The organism is Variovorax sp. 01N429, from assembly GCF_056399425.1.
This window is the reverse complement of sequence record NZ_JBFTRG010000005.1, coordinates 234486-250742: the sequence shown is the minus strand read 5'-3', so window position 1 is coordinate 250742 and position 16257 is coordinate 234486. Positions and strand designations below refer to the sequence as shown.

Below are 16257 nucleotides of genomic sequence, written 5' to 3'. Positions count from 1 at the left end.
TAGGAGCACGCCCATGAGCCGCGCAGGCTGGCAAAGAACGTGGTGCGTTCCTACACTTGCCGAACTTTGGCCAGCTTACAAACTTCAACTGTGAAGCCCTCGTCCCACACGGCGGCTGTGATGCCCTTGCCGACCTCGCTCAAAGTCATGACCGTGAACACCCACAAGGGCTTCACGGCCCTGAATCGCAAGTTCATCCTTCCGGAGCTCAGGGAAGCGGTTCGTACAGTGGGCGCGGACGTCGTGTTTCTCCAGGAAGTGCTCGGCACGCACTCGCGCCATTCGCGCAAGATCGACAACTGGCCGGAGGCGCCGCATTACGAGTTCCTCGCGGACACGATGTGGCCCCAGTTCGCCTATGGCCGGAACGCCGTCTACCCCAAGGGGCACCACGGCAACGCGGTGCTCTCGAAGTTCCCGATCGTGCACCACCGAAACCACGACGTGTCGATCACCGGACCCGAGAAGCGAGGACTGCTGCATTGCGTATTGCGGCTGCCCGCGAGGCCCGTCGACGTGCATGTGATCTGCGCGCACCTCGGGCTGGCTGAAAGCCATCGGCAGGAGCAGCTCGACCTGCTCTGCCATATCGTGCGCGACGAGGTGCCGGCCGACGCGCCCTTGATCGTTGCGGGCGATTTCAATGACTGGCGCGGCAAGGCGCATCGCATCCTCGAAGTGGGCGCCGCGTTGCGGGAGGTGTTCGTGCTCGCGAACGGCAACGCCGCGAGGACCTTTCCGGCGCGGTTTCCGGTGTTGCCGCTGGACCGCATCTACGTGCGCAACGCGGCGGTGCATGCGCCGGTGGTGCTGCCCCGAAGGCCCTGGTCGCATCTTTCGGACCATGCGCCGCTCGTCGCGGAGATCCAGCTGTGAGCGCGGCCGGCAGTCAGCGCTGGATCGGCGGCAACCAAGTCGAGTTGCTCGAGAACGGCGAGACATTTTTCCCGCGTGTGTTCGACGCCATCCGAAGCGCGCGCCAGGAGGTCATCGTCGAAACTTTCATCCTGTTCGAGGACAAGGTGGGCAAGGCGCTCCACGCCGCCATGCGCGCGGCTGCCCAAAGAGGTGTGAAGGTCGACCTCATGGTCGACGGCTTCGGTTCGCCGGACCTTTCGCCTGAGTTCATCGAAGGGCTGACCTCCGCCGGCGTCAAGGTGCGTGTGTTCGATCCCGGCAGGCGCCTGTTCGGGCAACGGCTCAACGTCTTCCGCCGCATGCATCGGAAGATCGTGGTCATCGACGGATCGATCGCCTTTGTCGGCGGCATCAATTTCGCGGCCGATCATCTGCTCGATTACGGCCCCAAGGGCAAGCAGGACTACGCAGTGGCACTCGCAGGTCCGATCGTGGCCGAGATCCATCGCTTCGTGCTGCATGCCATTGCCGTAGGCGGCAAGGGACCCAGCTGGTTCAGGCGGCGCCTGAAGTCCTCTAGTCGAATCCGCCCCGAGCCGCAGGGCGAAGCCGAAGTGCAGTTCGTGACGCGAGACAATCGCCGCCATACCGACGACATCGAACGCCGCTATCGGGCCGCGATCCGGAGTGCGCGGCAACGCATCGTGATTGCCAATGCCTATTTCTTCCCCGGCTACACCTTGATCAAGGAAATGCGACGTGCGGCGCGGCGCGGGGTGGACGTGCGGCTGATCTTGCAGGGCAACCCGGACATGCCTTTCGTGAAGACAGCCGCGAGCATGCTCTATCACCATCTCCTGCACGCCGGCGTTCGCATCTATGAGTATTGCGAGCGGCCGTTGCACGGCAAGGTTGCTCTCGTCGACGAGCAGTGGAGCACAGTCGGATCGAGCAACCTCGACCCGCTCAGCCTGTCGCTGAACCTGGAGGCCAACGCGATCGTGCGCGACCGGGCATTCAATCAGGTGCTGTGGGACCGTCTCGACTCGCTGATGCAGCATGGCTGCAAACAGATTCATGCGGCCGACCTGACGGAATGGAGCGCCTGGCGGCTGGTGCGCAGCTTCTTCATCTTCCATCTCTTGCGCTGGTATCCGGCGTTGATCGGCATGTTGCCGCGACATGCGCCGCTGCTGAAGCCGCTTGAAGGCTCACAGCCACGCGGCTCGGGCGCGACGCGAACGGATGCAGCGTGATGGCCTCCACACCGGCGACGGGCGCCGTGGCGCCCCCAGGAGGCCCTGCCTCGCAAGGATGGCACCGCACTAGACGAATCGCAGCATGGGTCTTCTTTGCGCTGGTGCTGTTCCTGATCTTCCGGCAGGCGCGCACCATCGATTGGCGCGGAGTGCTCGCGTCGGTGCGCGAGATTCCGCTGCCGCTGCTGCTCGCGGCCGCGGCGCTGGCCGTGTGCAGCCACTTGCTCTACAGCACCTATGACTTGCTCGGCCGTCGGATGACGGGCCACCGGCTGCGCACCAGCTCGGTGATGGGTATCACCTTCATCAGCTATGCATTCAACCTGAACCTGGGCGCACTGGTCGGCGGGATCGCCTTCAGGTATCGCCTCTATTCACGGCTCGGCCTGGACAACAACACGATCACCCGCGTGCTCGCCTTCAGCATGTTGACCAACTGGTTCGGCTATTTCGCGGTCGCTGGAGCGGCTTTCTGCTTCTGGCCCATGCCGCTGCCTCCCGAATGGAAGATCGGCGACGAGGGCCTGCGGATTCTTGGCGCTTTGCTGATTCTGGCGGGGCTCGCCTACCTGATCCTTTGCGCCATTGCGCGCGAACACACCTGGCGCATACACGGCCACGAGATCGACACGCCGCCGCTGCGCATTGCGCTGCTCCAACTCGTGATTTCATCCGCCAACTGGTCGCTGATCGGGGGCGTGATCTGGTTCCTGCTCGAGCAACGACTGCCCTACCCAACCGTGCTCGGCGTGTTTCTGGTTGCGGCCGTGGCGGGAGTCATCACGCACATCCCGGGCGGGCTGGGGGTGCTGGAGGCCGTCTTCATCGCGCTGCTGTCGCACCGGCTCTCGCAAGACCAGCTGCTCGGGGCGTTGCTGGCTTATCGCGCGCTCTACTATCTTCTCCCGCTGATCGTGGCCTGCGTGGTCTACATCGCGACCGAAGTGCACACGAGGCGCCTGCGGCGCCGATTGGCAACAGCCAGGTAGCGCCGGATCGGCGGTCGCGAGATGGGCGGCCCCTCGCCAGTGAAGCCAGCGCATCCTTCGCCGTTTTACGCCTCACCGCCTACAGGAGCGTCCAGAAGCGAGACCTAACTTGACGGCATGTCGCTTCATTCCGTCACCCTGGCGAGCCAGACCGACCTGGACGGATTCCGCCGAGAAGCCCGGGTGTTGCTCGCAACGCTTGTTCCGCCAGAGGAAGTCGAGTGGACCGCGCCGCAGGGGGTCGCCATCACCCCTTCATGTGCGGCGGCAAATGGCGAAAAACGGCATTCCGCCGACAGGCCGCACGGGGGCGTCAATCTCTTCCTGCCTCGCTCGTTCATGTCTCTGTGCGATGTCGTCATCCTGCACAGCGACCCCGGTCGTTTCGACCTCCTGTACCGCTTGCTGTGGCGGCTCGTGCACGAACCCGGCCTGCGCCGCAGCCCCTTGGACAGCGATCGCGTGCGCGCGGTGCACATGGCGCAGGCTGTGCGGCGCGATATCCAGCGGACAAAGGCGCTCATCCGCTTCAGGCCTGTCGATTCAGGTGTAGAAGGCGCCCCGCTGCACATCGCGTGGTTGGAGCCCGATCACTACATCGTCGAGGCGATCGCACCCTTCTTTGCGCGCCGGTTCGCCCAGATGAACTGGGCCCTCCTCACCCCGACCTGCAGTGTCCGATGGAATCGCGAGGCTCTGGAGTTCGGGCCGGGAGTCGACAAGGCCGACGAAGGCCTGTGGCTCACGCGCTATAGGCAAGCTTTTGAAAGCGCTCGATCCACGCGCGGATGCAATGAGCCGCCTGAACTCAGAACCGATACAGGTAGCGCACCCGCACAAAGTTCTCGCCTGGGTTCGGCTCTTTGATGCCCCCATTGGAAAAATGCTGGATCCGCAGCGAGAGTTCGTGCTCCCGCGCCGCTCCAAAACTGCGCCCCACGCTCAGTTGCTCGGTGAACTGGAAGGCAGTGGTGAACTGGCGGTCAGGCGTGCGATAGAGGCTGTCCGTCACTGTGCCGCCCAAGCCTGCTTCGACAAACCAGGGGGATTGGCCTTCGCCGAATCTGTAGCGGAAGTTGCCGATCCCGCCGATTTGCGCATAGTTCTTCTTGTCCGCGCCATTGGGCGGTTCTGGTGCACGCCAGGCGCTCAGGAAGAAGTCCCAATAAAAGGTCATGACGCCGCCCCACATCGCTCGTGGCGCCATCAGCGCCGGAACGACCAAGCCAGCAGTCAGGGAGTCGGTGTTATTGGAGCCACTGGGTGTGCGGCCGAAATCGATGTAGGCGCCCTTCATCTCGTCCGAGGAAGCTGCCGCAGCACCCAGAGAGAGGAAAACGGATCCCGCGAACAAAACCGTTCTGAAAACGGCAGGTAAGTGATGCATTCTTCTAATTCCACGAGGATGAAAATCGACGAAGATCGTAAGGTTTTCGAGCCCGATCTGCTGGCCACCACGGCAGGCACGCGAGTAGGACACCATCCTTAATTGAATGTTGCAGCGCAGCAAAAGAGACATGGAAGGTCTATAGTCCAGTGGACTCCAAGCACACAACGTTCCATGACACGCAGCATCTCCTCCCCGCGCTTCTTCAACCCGCTCATGCTGTGGGCTGATGTCGCCGTCAAGACGACAGAAATGCTCGTGTGCTCCCGGTCAGTCATTCAGATGCGCACCGAGCGCATCGCCCGCGCGGGGCTGACCCCCACGGACGAGGACCTTGTCGAATTCCAGCTCATGAGCCACGAAAAGCTGGCGGCAGTGAGCGAAGCCGGTGCCGCGATGGCCAACCAGCTTCACACCACACAGTTCGCGCTCACCAACCGCGCAGTCCGTCACTGGCTCGGCAGCGGCGTGGCTCTTTTCTCGCTGTCCATGAGCGTGACCGCGGCAGAGGCCCTGACGCACGCCGAGGCGCTCGGAAGTGCGGCGGCCGGATCGGCGGCAGCCATCACACAGTTGAGCAGCGCAGGCGCGCGCATCGTGCAGCGCGGGCTCAAGCCGATCCACACGAAGGCGACCTCCAACGCTCGCCGCCTTGCCGACGCTATCTCCGCGTGAGGCTCAGGACGCCACCACGAGGCGCAGCAACGTGATCTCCGAAGGCGCTCCGAAGCGCTTGGGCGGCCCCCAATAGCCGGTGCCGCGGCTCGTGTAGACCCACATTTCGTGCAGCTTGTGCAGGCCGGCCGTGAAAGGCTGCTGCAGCGGAACGAACAGATTCCACGGAAAGAACTGCCCGCCGTGCGTGTGCCCGGAAAGCTGGAGGTGATAGCCCGCCTCGGCTGCGGCTAGCGCAGTGCGAGGCTGGTGCGCGAGCAGTACTCGCGTATGAACCAGAGGAGGCGCGTCCAGCAATGCGCCTTGCGGATCGCTCGTATGTGCGATATCGAAATGCGCTCCGGTGTAGTCCGTCACGCCAGCGACGACAAGCGCGCTTTCGAGCACTTCTTCGTCGGTCTGCGCGCCGCTCACGTTGCGCGTCTGCAGCACCACGTGCTCGTTCAGCAGCACGCGCAGGCCCAGCCGGCGAAGCTCGTCGACCCATGCATGAACGCCGGCGTAGTACTCATGGTTGCCGGTAACCACGAATGTGCCATGCCTCGCGCGCAGTCCCTCGAGGGGCGCGATGTGCTCCCGCAGCTCGGACACGGTTCCATCGACCAAGTCGCCCGTGATTGCGATCATGTCTGCGCTCAACCCATTGACCGCGTCGACGATGCGCTGGATGTAGCTTCGCTTGATGGTCGGACCGACGTGGATGTCGCTGAGCTGCGCAATCGTGAAACCGGCCAGCGCCGAAGGCAGATCGCGAATCGGCACGTCCACACGCACCACGCTGGCCGTACGGCGAGCATTGAAAAAGCCTATCAGCGAAGTCGCTGTGGCAAGTACGGGCACCGCGATGGCGCTCAGTTCCTTCCAGTGCGGCCAATCGACTGCCCACCCGCCGGCCAGCGTCGCAAGCCAACCCAGAAGCAAGCCCGCATCGCGCACGATCGTGAGCACGAACATGGATGAAAACCAGCCCATGCTCAGAAGTCCGATCCATTTCCAGCCATCGGCGAACTGCCGGCGTTTCGAGCGCATGCCGATGAAAGGAAGGGGCATGGTCGCCGCAGAGACAACCAGCACTGCCAGGAGCATTGGCCAGCCGAATCCGTGGCCGGCCAGCGAAGGCAGCAGCCGTAGCCCGATGTAGACGTGCAGCAGCGTGGTGAGGAGGATCAAAGGTCGAAGCGGCATGAGCGCCTGGCAGGACGGGCAAACCCGGACCCCCCATGTGCGAGCAGGAAGCTGCACATTCAAGGTGTGTGCCAGTGGTCGGCCGATATTAATATCGACCGAATATCCGCGCGCGAGCGACTGCGCGTGGGCAACCAGCGAACGTCAGGAGTGCGCTGCGATGCTCGTGCCGGCAGGCCACACGAAAGTCGTACGCGACGAGCTGCCCGGCAGGATGTCCACCTGCTGCTTCAGCGTCTGGCCGCCCAGGGTCGCCTCAACTTCGTAGTGCCCAGGATCAAGGCGCGCCACCATGAAAGGGCCATCGGCAACAACTCGGCTCAGCACCGTCTCGCCGGATGCATTGCGCACCGTCACCACGACCTCAGCGGCAAAGTCCGCGCGCTTTCCGTCCTTGACGGCGAACTCGAAGGTCGCCGGCCATCGAGGCGCGACGGTTTCCATCAACTCGGCCTCGTCGCTCCCCACGCCGCCGCTCATGTACTCGACGCCGTTCATCATGTGGATCGGGGGGTTGTAGACCGCATGTGCCGCCATTGCACCGAAAAGCGACACGCTACCGACGGCCACTGTGAACAGGGTGGCGGCGGGTCGCCAAACACGCATAGTTCTCATCGCGATGTCCTTCTTGTTGCCCAAATGAATGTGAAGCCAGCTTCACGCCATCACTATCTGCAACAACTCTTAGGAGAACCTGAACTGCAAGCGCGTTTTTTTGCGCCGCCTGCAGCGGAATCCGACTCAGTCGCCCGTGCTGGCGGAAGCCTGATGTTCGGGCCGAGGCAATCCCATCTCGGAAGCGAAATCCACGTTCGAGGGCCACGTAAACACAGCTTTCGATCCCAGTCCGTTGAAGACGATCAGCGGCTGGGTGAGCGTCACGCCGCCCATCGTCGCATCGATCTCGTAGGCACCTGGATTCAGCCGTGCGACCATGATGGGAGATCCGGTTGAAACCGTCATCACCTCCCTGCTGGAATACCGCTCCCGCACGACGATGCTCACGTCGGACGGAAACCGGACTCCGGGGGCTGATCGCGCGATACCGAACTCCAGAGCGGCGGCCCAGCGCGGCGCAACCGTCTTCATGAACGACGCTTCATCACTGCTTCTGCCGCCACACATGTATTCGATGCCGTGCGCCACCTTGATCGGTGGATTCGTCAGCGCGTGCGCGGAGGTGAAAGCACCGAAGATGAGCGCGGCCGCGAGGGGCCGGCAAAAACGGTTCGGGATCATTGCTGTGCTGTCCTCTTGCTCAAAATGGCGTGAAACCGCCGGAGATTTTGCTTAGCAAGAGTCGGGCTAGGAATAGCGTTTACACGCAGTTTGCGGTTCCCAGCCCGCAGTTGGTTACCGCAACGACAGCCGAAACTCAAACGTCGATATTGGCCGCCCGAAGCGCGTTCTGCTCAATAAATTCGCGGCGCGGCTCGACCTCGTCGCCCATCAGCATCGTGAACACGCGATCCGCCTCGATGGCGTCGTCGATCTGAACGCGCAGCAAGCGCCGCACGTTCGGATCCATGGTCGTTTCCCACAACTGCTCGGGATTCATCTCGCCGAGTCCCTTGTAGCGCTGGCGTGCGGTTGCGTTCTCGGCCTGGCCGATCAGCCAGCGCATTGCTTCGCGGAAGTCGCCGACCTTTTCTTCCTTGGCTCGGTCGCCTTCGCCGCGCTTGACGACAGCGCCCTCGCCCAGGAGATCACGGAATGTCTTGGCGGCCTCCGCGAGTGCCGCGTAATCCGCACCATGCACAAAATCCTGGGTCAGCACGCTGCTCTTGATATTGCCGTGATGGCGGCGGCTGATACGCAAAAGCGGTTTGTCCGTTCGCGCGTCAAATTCGCTCGAAACGTCCGCCGGTGCACCGGTGGTGTTGAGTTCGCGCAGCTTGTTCTGGAGCGCGACGGCCGACGCCTCGGCACTGGCTGTCGTGTCGAGGTCGAGCGACACCCCGTCGGCAATCGCGCGCAATGCTGCGGCGTCCAGGAAGACACCGAGCCTTGCGATCACGGCTTCCGCCAATTGATGCTTGCGCGCGAGTTCAGCCAAGGTGTCGCCGCTCAGCGTCGTCGGCTTGTCGCCGCCGGTCATCACGCTGGCGTCCTTCAGCGCCACCTTGAGCAAGAAGGCATCGAGCGCGGGCGCATCCTTCAGGTATTGCTCTTCCTTGCCGACCTTCACCTTGTAAAGCGGCGGCTGGGCGATATAGATGTGGCCGCGCTCGACCAATTCCGGCATCTGCCGGTAGAAGAAGGTCAATAGGAGCGTGCGGATGTGGGCGCCGTCCACGTCGGCATCGGTCATGATGATGATGCGGTGATAGCGCAGCTTGGCCACGTTGAAGTCGTCGGCACCGCCGCCTGAAGTCGTCGCACCTGCGCGACCGATGCCGGTGCCGAGCGCCGTGATCATCGTCAAGATTTCGTTGCTCGTCAGGAGCTTTTCGTAGCGCGCTTTTTCGACGTTCAGGATCTTGCCGCGCAGCGGCAGGATGGCCTGGAATTTCCGGTCGCGACCCTGCTTGGCCGATCCGCCCGCGGAGTCACCCTCCACCAGGTAGACCTCGCACAGAGCCGGATCCTTCTCCTGGCAATCCGCCAACTTGCCGGGCAGGCCCATTCCGTCGAGCACGCCCTTCCGGCGCGTCATCTCGCGCGCCTTGCGCGCGGCTTCGCGCGCTCGCGCCGCTTCGACGATCTTGCCGCAGATGATCTTGGCGTCGCCGGGCCGCTCCTGGAGATAGTCGGACAGCAAGCGGCCGACGATGTCTTCGACTGGCGCACGCACTTCGCTCGACACCAGCTTGTCCTTGGTCTGGCTCGAAAACTTGGGCTCCGGCACTTTTACGCTCAACACGCAGCAAAGGCCTTCGCGCATGTCGTCGCCGGTCACTTCGACCTTGGCCTTCTTGGCCAGCTCGTTTTCTTCGATGTATTTATTGATCACCCGCGTCATCGCCGCACGCAAGCCGGTGAGGTGAGTGCCGCCATCACGCTGCGGGATGTTGTTGGTGAAGCAGAGAACCTGCTCGTTGTAGCCGCTGTTCCACTGCATCGCGACTTCGACGCCGATGTGCGTTCCGGGGATGCCGCCATACGTATCCGCCGGCTTTTCTCCCGACGCATAGAAGACGTTCGGATGCAAAACCGTCTTGCCCTTGTTGATGAACTCGACAAAGCCCTTGACCCCACCGGCACCGGAAAAATCGTCTTGCTTGCCCGTGCGTTCATCGATGAGCCGGATCCGAACACCGTTGTTGAGGAAGCTGAGTTCACGAAGGCGCTTGCTCAGGATCTCGTAATGGAAATCCGCGTTTTCCTTGAAGATTTCCGTGTCAGGCAGAAAGTGCACTTCAGTGCCGCGCTTTTCGGTTTCGCCCGTCACCTTCATCGGCGAGACTTCGAAGCCGTTCACCGTCTCCAGGATGCGGTTCTGCACGAAACCCTGGCTGAATTCGAGCGTGTGAACCTTGCCTTCGCGCCGAACGGTGAGGCGCAGCATTTTGCTGAGCGCGTTCACGCAACTCACGCCCACTCCGTGGAGGCCGCCCGAAACCTTGTAGCTGTTCTGATTGAACTTGCCGCCGGCATGCAGTTCAGTAAGCGCGATCTCCGCCGCCGAGCGCTTGGGCTCGTGCTTGTCGTCCATCTTCACGCCCGTGGGAATGCCGCGGCCGTTGTCTGTCACTGACACCGAATTGTCGGTGTGGATGGTGACAACGATGTCGTCGCAGTAGCCCGCGAGCGCCTCGTCGATCGAGTTGTCCACGACTTCGAACACCAGGTGGTGCAGACCCGTACCGTCCGACGTGTCCCCGATGTACATACCCGGACGTTTGCGAACTGCCTCCAGACCTTCGAGGATTGTGATGGAACCTTCGCCATAGGACGTGTCGGCCGACGGCGGCGTCACCTCGATCGGAATCGCGTTGTCGATCTCAGGGGTGTAGACCGGCTCGGTGTGCGGCACTTCCAGCTTGTTCTCTTCGCTCATCAGAATCTTTCTCATCGGCAGCCCCGGAGCTACCGTCATTTCGGGAAACACCGCGGGACCGGCTTTGCCGGGCCCGCTGGTGTTGCCCCCTGCAAGGGGGTTGGCGGCCACTCGAAGTGGGCAAGCCTGGGGGTGTGCTAAATCCTCATCGGCATGACGACGTACTTGAAGGAGGCGTTCTCAGGGATGGTCATCAGCACAGAACTGTTTGAGTCGGCGAGATCCAGCTTCACCATCTCCTGGCTCATATTGGTCAGCGCGTCGATCAGGTAGGTCACGTTGAACCCGATCTCGATCGAGTCCCCGCCGTAGTCGATGTCGAGCTCGTCCTGCGCTTCTTCCTGCTCGGCATTGTTTGAGGCGATGCGCAAGGTACCCGGTTCGATGTTGAGCCGCACGCCTTTGAACTTCTCGCTCGTCAGGATCGCCGTGCGCTGAAGGCTTGCGAGAAGGGGAGCGCGCCCCAGCGTCACCGAATTCTTGTGATTCTTGGGGATCACGCGGTTGTAGTCGGGGAACTTGCCTTCGACTAGCTTCGTGACGAACTCCATCCCGCCAAAGTTGAACTTGGCCTGGTTGTTCGCGAACTGCATCTCGATTGCGCCCTCGGCATCGGACAGCAGCCGCTGCATTTCCAAGACTGTCTTGCGTGGCAGGATCACTTCCTGGCGGGGTACTTCGACGTCCAGCGTTGCCGACGCGAACGCCAGCCGATGGCCGTCCGTTGCCACGAGGCTCAACTGTTTACCTTCGGCCACGAACAGGATGCCATTGAGGTAGTAGCGGATGTCGTGCACCGCCATCGCGAACGACACCTGGCTCAGCAGATCCTTCAGCGTCTTTTGCGGAACGCTGAAAACCGGACCGAAATTGGCGGATTCCTGCACCAGCGGGAAGTCTTCCGCAGGAAGCGACTGCAGCGTGAAGCGACTCTTGCCACCCTTGAGCACCAGCTTGTTCGCGCTGGATTCGAGGCTGACCGTCTGGTCGGACGGCATAGTCCGCAGGATGTCGATCAGCTTGCGCGCGCCAATGGTCGTCGTGAAGTTACCCTCGTCGCCACCCAGTTCAGCCTGGGTGCGAATCTGGATTTCCAGATCGCTGGTGGTCAGCTGCAACTGGCCGCCCGTCTTGCGGATAAGCACATTGGCCAATATCGGCAGGGTGTGCCGCCGCTCCACGATACCCGCCACCGACTGCAGCGCTGCGAGGACTTTGTCTTGCGTAGACTTCAAAACGATCATGTTCTTACCTCTTCCTTTATTTCTTTAATTCAAATTAGTAGTAGTAGATAAGGGGCGCGCCCACCTGTGGACAGGGCGATTTTCCGTTTCTACGACAAGGACTTGGGGAGCTCCGTTCGCTGTGCGCAGCAGTGCTTCCGTGATGTCGTGCAAACGCGAACAACTTCGGGTCGCGCGACGGCCCTGTGGACAAGCTGTCATTTGTGCTTGAACTTTCCCCAGAGTTGTCCTTTGACAGGACTCGAGAATCTGCGTAAAGCGCTCATCCGTCATCCCTTGAGCGTTTGCTCCAGCACGTGCAGTTGCTGATTCAGTTCGGTGAGCTGCTGCCGCTCACCGGAAATCTTGCGCACTGCGTGCAGTACGGTCGTGTGATCGCGGCCTCCGAAAAGCTCCCCGATTTCGGGCAGGCTCTTCTGGGTCAGTTCCTTGGCCAGGTACATCGCGATCTGTCGCGGCCTTGCGATCGAGGCCGGCCGCTTCTTCGAATACATGTCCGCGACCTTGATCTTGTAATAGTCGGCCACCGTTTTCTGGATGTTCTCGACGGAAATCTGACGGTTCTGGATCGACAGCAGGTCGCGAAGTGCTTCCCGTGCCAATGCGATGGAGATTTCCTTTTGATTGAAGCGCGAGTAAGCGAGGATCTTGCGCAAGGCGCCTTCCAGTTCGCGGACGTTGGAACGGACGTTCTTGGCCACGAAGAACGCCACCTCCTCCGGCATTTCGGTGCTTTCGGCGCGCGCCTTGTTGATCAGGATCGCAACGCGCATTTCGAGCTCGGGCGGCTCGATGGCGACAGTGAGCCCTGAATCGAAACGGGAAACCAGTCGCTCGTGGATATCCGCAAGCCCCTTGGGATAGGTGTCGCTCGTCATGACGATGTGCGACTTCTTTGCGAGCAAGGCCTCGAACGCATTGAAGAATTCTTCTTGTGTCCGATCCTTGTTCGCGAAGAACTGGACGTCGTCGATCAAAAGCAGGTCCAGAGAGTGATACCGCTCCTTGAACTCGTCAAAAGTCTTGCGCTGATAGGCTTTGACCACATCTGAGACGAACTGCTCGGCGTGGATGTAGAGAACTTTGGCATCCGGCCGGTCGGTCAACAGCCGGTTGCCGACGGCATGCATCAAGTGCGTCTTGCCGAGACCAACGCCGCCATAAATGAAAAGCGGGTTGTAAAGATGGCCGGGAGTACTCGCGACATGCATCGCCGCGGCGCGCGCCATTCGATTGGCAGTACCTTCGATGAGCGTTTCGAAAGTGAGACCCGAGTTCAGGCGGTTCTTGAATGCGGCGGCTGCCAGATCTTCCCCTGCGCTCGGCAGGTCTCGCGGAACATCGACCTCTGACACGACCGTCAAGCTCGTCGGCCGGTTAACGATTTCTCGAGGAGCAAGCGCTAACTCGATGACAACTGGCTGACCATAAAGGTTCTCGGCCATGGAAGCGATCTTGCCCGCATACTGCGCCCGAATCCAGTCCAGCTTGAACCGGTTGGCAACAAAGACAGTGACACGCGAGAAGTCGTCTGCGACCCTTGCGGTGAGCGGTTTGATCCAAGTGTTGAATTGCTGTTCGGACAGTTCCTGCGCGAGTTGATCGACGCAGGCTTGCCAAAGGCTGTCACCAACGCCGTCACTCGGCATGGGTGCTCTGAAAAGTGGTTTGTCCCTCAGCCATCTCTCGTGTTTGTGTTGTGGATAGTCGCACCCGCGATGCGCCGCCGATTCTAACTTGTCAAAAACTTATCCACACCATTTCGAAGCCTCTTGCGGCGATGTGGATGGCGGCACGGGATTGTCTGCCGCCAAAATCTTTGTGATAATCGCGGGTTTCCCTGAAAACCCTTTAGCGTGTTTCGGGGTATCTCGGGCTCAGGTCGGCCCCAAGCTTTGTCTTCTGGACAGCTTGGAGCGGCTCGGGGCGACTTGGGGTTGACGCCTCGGGGCGCAAATACCGGGACTGCCGGGTCATCCGGTCACATCAGGAATCCATCATGAAACGCACTTATCAAGCATCCAAAACCCGCCGCGCCCGTACCCACGGTTTCCTGGTCCGCATGAAGACTCGCGGCGGCCGCGCGGTCATCAACGCACGTCGCGCCAAGGGCCGCAAGCGCCTCGCCGTCTGACGGCACGCATCGGCACGGTTGCCAGTCATTCGGTGTGCGCCAACATACTCTGACGGCGCCCTGCGGTTGACTTCCATGCAGCGGCTCAAGACCCGCGCACAGTTCCAGGCTGTACTCGCAGGGGCTACCGTGGCGCGCACTGCCCACTTCGCACTGCACCGCTGCACGTTCGACGTGCAGTCGGGCACGACTTCGCTCTTCGACACGCACGATGTGTGGGTCGGCGCCATGGTCCCCAAACGCTGGGCGCGCCGCGCAGTGACCCGCAATTCGATCAAGCGCCAGATCTACACCGTGAGCGGCGCCGCCTCCGAAGGCTTGCTGCAGCGCTCGGCGCATGTCGTGCGTCTCCGTGCGGCATTCGATCGCAAGGCCTTCGTGAGCGCGACATCCGATCGGCTCAAGGCAGCCGTGCGAGCCGAACTTCAACAATTGTTGACACGAGCCGCTGCGGCTGGCCGATGATGAAGCGCCTGTTGATTGGCCTGGTCAAGGCCTACCGCATGCTCCTGAGTCCCTGGCTTGGGCAAGCCTGCCGGTTCGAGCCCACTTGTTCCGTCTACGCCATCGAAGCGCTCGAGCAGCACGGCGCAACGACTGGCAGTTATCTCACCCTGCGTCGCATCGCCAGGTGCCAGCCGTGGTGCCAAGGCGGCCACGACCCGGTTCCCCCCAAGGCCCAACAGTCGACTTCGCCATCGAAGTCGCTGTTCGCCTTTCTCTCTACCGACGACAAGAAGTCTTCTTCATGAACGATATCCGCCGCACCATCTTGTGGGTGATTTTTGGTTTCTCCCTGGTGTTGCTATGGGACCAATGGCAGGTCTACAACGGCCACAAGCCGACCTTCCTTCCGTCGACGAAGACAGCTGCACCGGCCAATGCGCCGGCTACCCCAGCGCCGTCGGCCAATGGTGTGCCCGCCGCGGCCGGTAGCTCTACGAGCGCAGTGCCCGCACAGGGCGCGGTTTCTCCGATTGGCGAAAAGGTGACTGTCTCGACAGACCTTTTCAAAGCGGTGATCGACGGAGAGGGCGGGACCCTGTCCGAGCTGCAACTGCTCAAATTCGTCGACCAGACCAACAACGGCGGTTTGGTCGAATGGGCACGTCGTCTGGTCGGTTTGCCCGTGGCGCAGAGCGAATCCAGACCCGTGATGTTGATGGAAAACGGATCCCCGGCGACGCGCTATGTCGCGCAGACAGGGCTTCTGAATCCGGTGGATACGGGCGATCGATTCCCGAATCACTTGAGTCTGATGTCCGCGCGGAGCGGTCCTCGCGAGTTGGCTGACGGCCAGAACAGCCTGGAGGTGGTATTTGAGTCTCAGCCGGTAGGGGGCCTGAAATACGTCAAGACCTACGTATTCCAACGTGGCGACTACTCCATCCACGTCAAACACCAAATCGTCAACGTCAGTGACCAGCCGCGGGATGCACAGCTGTATCTGCAGTTTGTGCGGCATGGCACGGTCGCATCGGGCACGATGTTCGGCACCAACACCTTCACGGGCCCGGCCATCTTTACCGAACAGAAGAAGTTCCAGAAGATCGCGTTCACCGACATCACGAAGAACAAGATTGAGCTGCCCGCACCCGCCACCAACGGCTGGGTGGCAATGGTCCAGCACTACTTTGTGTCCGCATGGCTTCTCAATGTGCCGGGTAGCGATGCGATCAAGCGTGAGTTCAGGGTGGCGGATCTGGGCAACAACCTGTTCTCCGTAGCCATGGTCCTGGAGTTGCCCAAGCTTGCACCGGGGGCTGCGCAGACCGTCGACAGCAACCTGTTCGCAGGCCCAGAAGAAGAAAAGAAGCTGGAGGCGCTCGCGCCAGGCCTTGATCTGGTCAAAGACTACGGCATCTTCGCAATCATCTCCAAGCCGCTTTACTGGCTGCTCAATCAATTGCACGGAATCCTCGGCAATTGGGGCTGGTCGATCGTCGCGCTGGTCGTTCTGTTGAAGGCGGCATTCTTCTGGCTCAATGCGAAAGCCTACGCGAGCATGGCGAAGATGAAGGCCATCAATCCCAAGATCATGGAGATGCGCGAGCGGCTGAAGGACAAGCCGCAGGAAATGCAGCAGGAGATGATGCGGATCTATCGTGAGGAAAAGGTCAACCCCATGGGCGGCTGTTTCCCGATCGTGATCCAGATCCCTGTGTTCATCGCGCTGTACTGGGTGCTGCTGTCCTCTGTCGAAATGCGGCACGCGCCGTGGATTCTGTGGATCCATGACTTGTCGGCGCCCGATCCATGGTTCATCCTGCCGGTCGTCATGACCGCGACATCGCTGTTCCAGACTTGGCTCAATCCGACGCCGCCGGACCCGATGCAAGCCAAGCTGATGTGGATCATGCCGCTGGCGTTCAGCGTGATGTTCATCTTCTTCCCGGCTGGCCTGGTGCTGTACTGGATCACCAACAACGTGCTGTCGATTGCTCAGCAGTGGTTCATCAACAAGCGCCTTGGTGTGCTTGGCAACAAGACCCCCAAGAAGTAGGGGCGATCACACTCTCATCGAAG

Annotated in this window: 16 protein-coding genes; 9 read left to right on the top strand and 7 right to left on the bottom strand. The window is 61.3% G+C overall.

Annotated elements, in window-relative coordinates:
* Nucleotides 1-120: 120 nt before the first annotated feature.
* From AC1DSF_RS11650 to AC1DSF_RS11635, 4 genes are all read left to right on the top strand, one after another.
* A complete protein-coding gene (locus tag AC1DSF_RS11650) occupies nt 121-876 on the top strand; it encodes an endonuclease/exonuclease/phosphatase family protein (RefSeq protein WP_478127591.1) in 756 nt (251 codons plus the stop codon).
* Nucleotides 873-2114, top strand: coding sequence for a cardiolipin synthase ClsB (gene clsB, locus AC1DSF_RS11645; protein WP_478127590.1), 1242 nt, complete (start codon nt 873-875; stop codon nt 2112-2114). The genes AC1DSF_RS11650 and clsB overlap by 4 nt, the downstream gene beginning before the upstream one ends.
* Entirely contained in the window at nt 2114-3106 is a 993-nt protein-coding gene (locus AC1DSF_RS11640) for a lysylphosphatidylglycerol synthase domain-containing protein (protein ID WP_478182869.1), read from the top strand. The genes clsB and AC1DSF_RS11640 overlap by 1 nt, the downstream gene beginning before the upstream one ends.
* A gap of 117 nt (nt 3107-3223) precedes the next feature.
* The gene (locus AC1DSF_RS11635) at nt 3224-3973 is read left to right on the top strand and encodes a TIGR03915 family putative DNA repair protein (RefSeq protein WP_478182868.1); all 750 of its coding nucleotides are present in this window, start codon (nt 3224-3226) and stop codon (nt 3971-3973) included.
* Here AC1DSF_RS11635 and AC1DSF_RS11630 read toward each other — a convergent pair.
* Complete coding sequence (locus tag AC1DSF_RS11630) at nt 3915-4625, bottom strand: acyloxyacyl hydrolase (RefSeq protein ID WP_478127587.1); 711 nt, start codon at nt 4623-4625, stop codon at nt 3915-3917. The genes AC1DSF_RS11635 and AC1DSF_RS11630 overlap by 59 nt on opposite strands.
* A 42-nt stretch (nt 4626-4667) precedes the next feature.
* On the opposite strand from AC1DSF_RS11630, the gene AC1DSF_RS11625 reads away from it, so the two are divergent.
* Entirely contained in the window at nt 4668-5168 is a 501-nt protein-coding gene (locus AC1DSF_RS11625) for a polyhydroxyalkanoate granule-associated phasin (RefSeq protein ID WP_478127586.1), read from the top strand.
* Nucleotides 5169-5171: 3 nt separating this feature from the next.
* Here AC1DSF_RS11625 and AC1DSF_RS11620 read toward each other — a convergent pair whose 3' ends face one another.
* The 6 genes from AC1DSF_RS11620 to dnaA all read right to left on the bottom strand — a co-directional run bounded on the left by AC1DSF_RS11620 (nt 5172) and on the right by dnaA (nt 13246).
* Nucleotides 5172-6353: a metallophosphoesterase gene (locus AC1DSF_RS11620; protein WP_478182867.1), complete on the bottom strand. Its 1182-nt coding sequence runs from the start codon at nt 6351-6353 to the stop codon at nt 5172-5174.
* Between the two features lie 144 nt (nt 6354-6497).
* Nucleotides 6498-6968 carry a hypothetical protein gene (locus AC1DSF_RS11615; protein WP_478127584.1) on the bottom strand — a complete coding sequence of 157 codons (471 nt, stop codon included), beginning with the start codon at nt 6966-6968 and terminating at the stop codon, nt 6498-6500.
* Between the two features lie 126 nt (nt 6969-7094).
* The gene (locus tag AC1DSF_RS11610) at nt 7095-7592 is read right to left on the bottom strand and encodes a hypothetical protein (protein WP_478127583.1); all 498 of its coding nucleotides are present in this window, start codon (nt 7590-7592) and stop codon (nt 7095-7097) included.
* Nucleotides 7593-7728: 136 nt separating this feature from the next.
* Nucleotides 7729-10356: a DNA topoisomerase (ATP-hydrolyzing) subunit B gene (gene gyrB / locus AC1DSF_RS11605; RefSeq protein WP_478127642.1), complete on the bottom strand. Its 2628-nt coding sequence runs from the start codon at nt 10354-10356 to the stop codon at nt 7729-7731.
* Nucleotides 10357-10490: 134 nt separating this feature from the next.
* On the bottom strand, nt 10491-11597 hold the full coding sequence (gene dnaN, locus AC1DSF_RS11600) for a DNA polymerase III subunit beta (protein WP_478127582.1): 1107 nt from the start codon (nt 11595-11597) through the stop codon (nt 10491-10493).
* A gap of 269 nt (nt 11598-11866) precedes the next feature.
* On the bottom strand, nt 11867-13246 hold the full coding sequence (dnaA, locus tag AC1DSF_RS11595) for a chromosomal replication initiator protein DnaA (protein WP_478127581.1): 1380 nt from the start codon (nt 13244-13246) through the stop codon (nt 11867-11869).
* Between the two features lie 350 nt (nt 13247-13596).
* On the opposite strand from dnaA, the gene rpmH reads away from it, so the two are divergent.
* The 4 genes from rpmH (at nt 13597) to yidC (ending at nt 16234) form a co-directional block, all read left to right on the top strand.
* The gene (rpmH, locus tag AC1DSF_RS11590; protein ID WP_047486751.1) at nt 13597-13731 is read left to right on the top strand and encodes a 50S ribosomal protein L34; all 135 of its coding nucleotides are present in this window, start codon (nt 13597-13599) and stop codon (nt 13729-13731) included.
* A gap of 75 nt (nt 13732-13806) precedes the next feature.
* A complete protein-coding gene (locus AC1DSF_RS11585) occupies nt 13807-14196 on the top strand; it encodes a ribonuclease P protein component (RefSeq protein ID WP_478127641.1) in 390 nt (129 codons plus the stop codon).
* The gene (gene yidD, locus AC1DSF_RS11580; protein ID WP_478127580.1) at nt 14193-14483 is read left to right on the top strand and encodes a membrane protein insertion efficiency factor YidD; all 291 of its coding nucleotides are present in this window, start codon (nt 14193-14195) and stop codon (nt 14481-14483) included. Before AC1DSF_RS11585 ends, yidD begins: the two co-directional genes overlap by 4 nt.
* A complete protein-coding gene (yidC, locus tag AC1DSF_RS11575) occupies nt 14480-16234 on the top strand; it encodes a membrane protein insertase YidC (RefSeq protein ID WP_478127579.1) in 1755 nt (584 codons plus the stop codon). The genes yidD and yidC overlap by 4 nt, the downstream gene beginning before the upstream one ends.
* The last annotated feature ends 23 nt before the right edge of the window (nt 16235-16257 follow it).

What these genes read in the sequence shown, in the direction of transcription:
- AC1DSF_RS11625 (WP_478127586.1), top strand. Translation starts at nt 4,668, where the DNA reads ATGACACGCAGCATCTCCTCCCCGCGCTTCTTCAACCCGCTCATGCTG.
- yidC (WP_478127579.1), top strand. Translation starts at nt 14,480, where the DNA reads ATGAACGATATCCGCCGCACCATCTTGTGGGTGATTTTTGGTTTCTCC.
- rpmH (WP_047486751.1), top strand. Translation starts at nt 13,597, where the DNA reads ATGAAACGCACTTATCAAGCATCCAAAACCCGCCGCGCCCGTACCCAC.
- AC1DSF_RS11610 (WP_478127583.1), bottom strand. Translation starts at nt 7,592, where the DNA reads ATGATCCCGAACCGTTTTTGCCGGCCCCTCGCGGCCGCGCTCATCTTC.
- AC1DSF_RS11630 (WP_478127587.1), bottom strand. Translation starts at nt 4,625, where the DNA reads ATGTCTCTTTTGCTGCGCTGCAACATTCAATTAAGGATGGTGTCCTAC.
- AC1DSF_RS11585 (WP_478127641.1), top strand. Translation starts at nt 13,807, where the DNA reads ATGCAGCGGCTCAAGACCCGCGCACAGTTCCAGGCTGTACTCGCAGGG.
- dnaN (WP_478127582.1), bottom strand. Translation starts at nt 11,597, where the DNA reads ATGATCGTTTTGAAGTCTACGCAAGACAAAGTCCTCGCAGCGCTGCAG.
- yidD (WP_478127580.1), top strand. Translation starts at nt 14,193, where the DNA reads ATGATGAAGCGCCTGTTGATTGGCCTGGTCAAGGCCTACCGCATGCTC.
- dnaA (WP_478127581.1), bottom strand. Translation starts at nt 13,246, where the DNA reads ATGCCGAGTGACGGCGTTGGTGACAGCCTTTGGCAAGCCTGCGTCGAT.
- AC1DSF_RS11640 (WP_478182869.1), top strand. Translation starts at nt 2,114, where the DNA reads ATGGCCTCCACACCGGCGACGGGCGCCGTGGCGCCCCCAGGAGGCCCT.
- AC1DSF_RS11650 (WP_478127591.1), top strand. Translation starts at nt 121, where the DNA reads ATGCCCTTGCCGACCTCGCTCAAAGTCATGACCGTGAACACCCACAAG.
- AC1DSF_RS11620 (WP_478182867.1), bottom strand. Translation starts at nt 6,353, where the DNA reads ATGCCGCTTCGACCTTTGATCCTCCTCACCACGCTGCTGCACGTCTAC.
- AC1DSF_RS11635 (WP_478182868.1), top strand. Translation starts at nt 3,224, where the DNA reads ATGTCGCTTCATTCCGTCACCCTGGCGAGCCAGACCGACCTGGACGGA.
- AC1DSF_RS11615 (WP_478127584.1), bottom strand. Translation starts at nt 6,968, where the DNA reads ATGAGAACTATGCGTGTTTGGCGACCCGCCGCCACCCTGTTCACAGTG.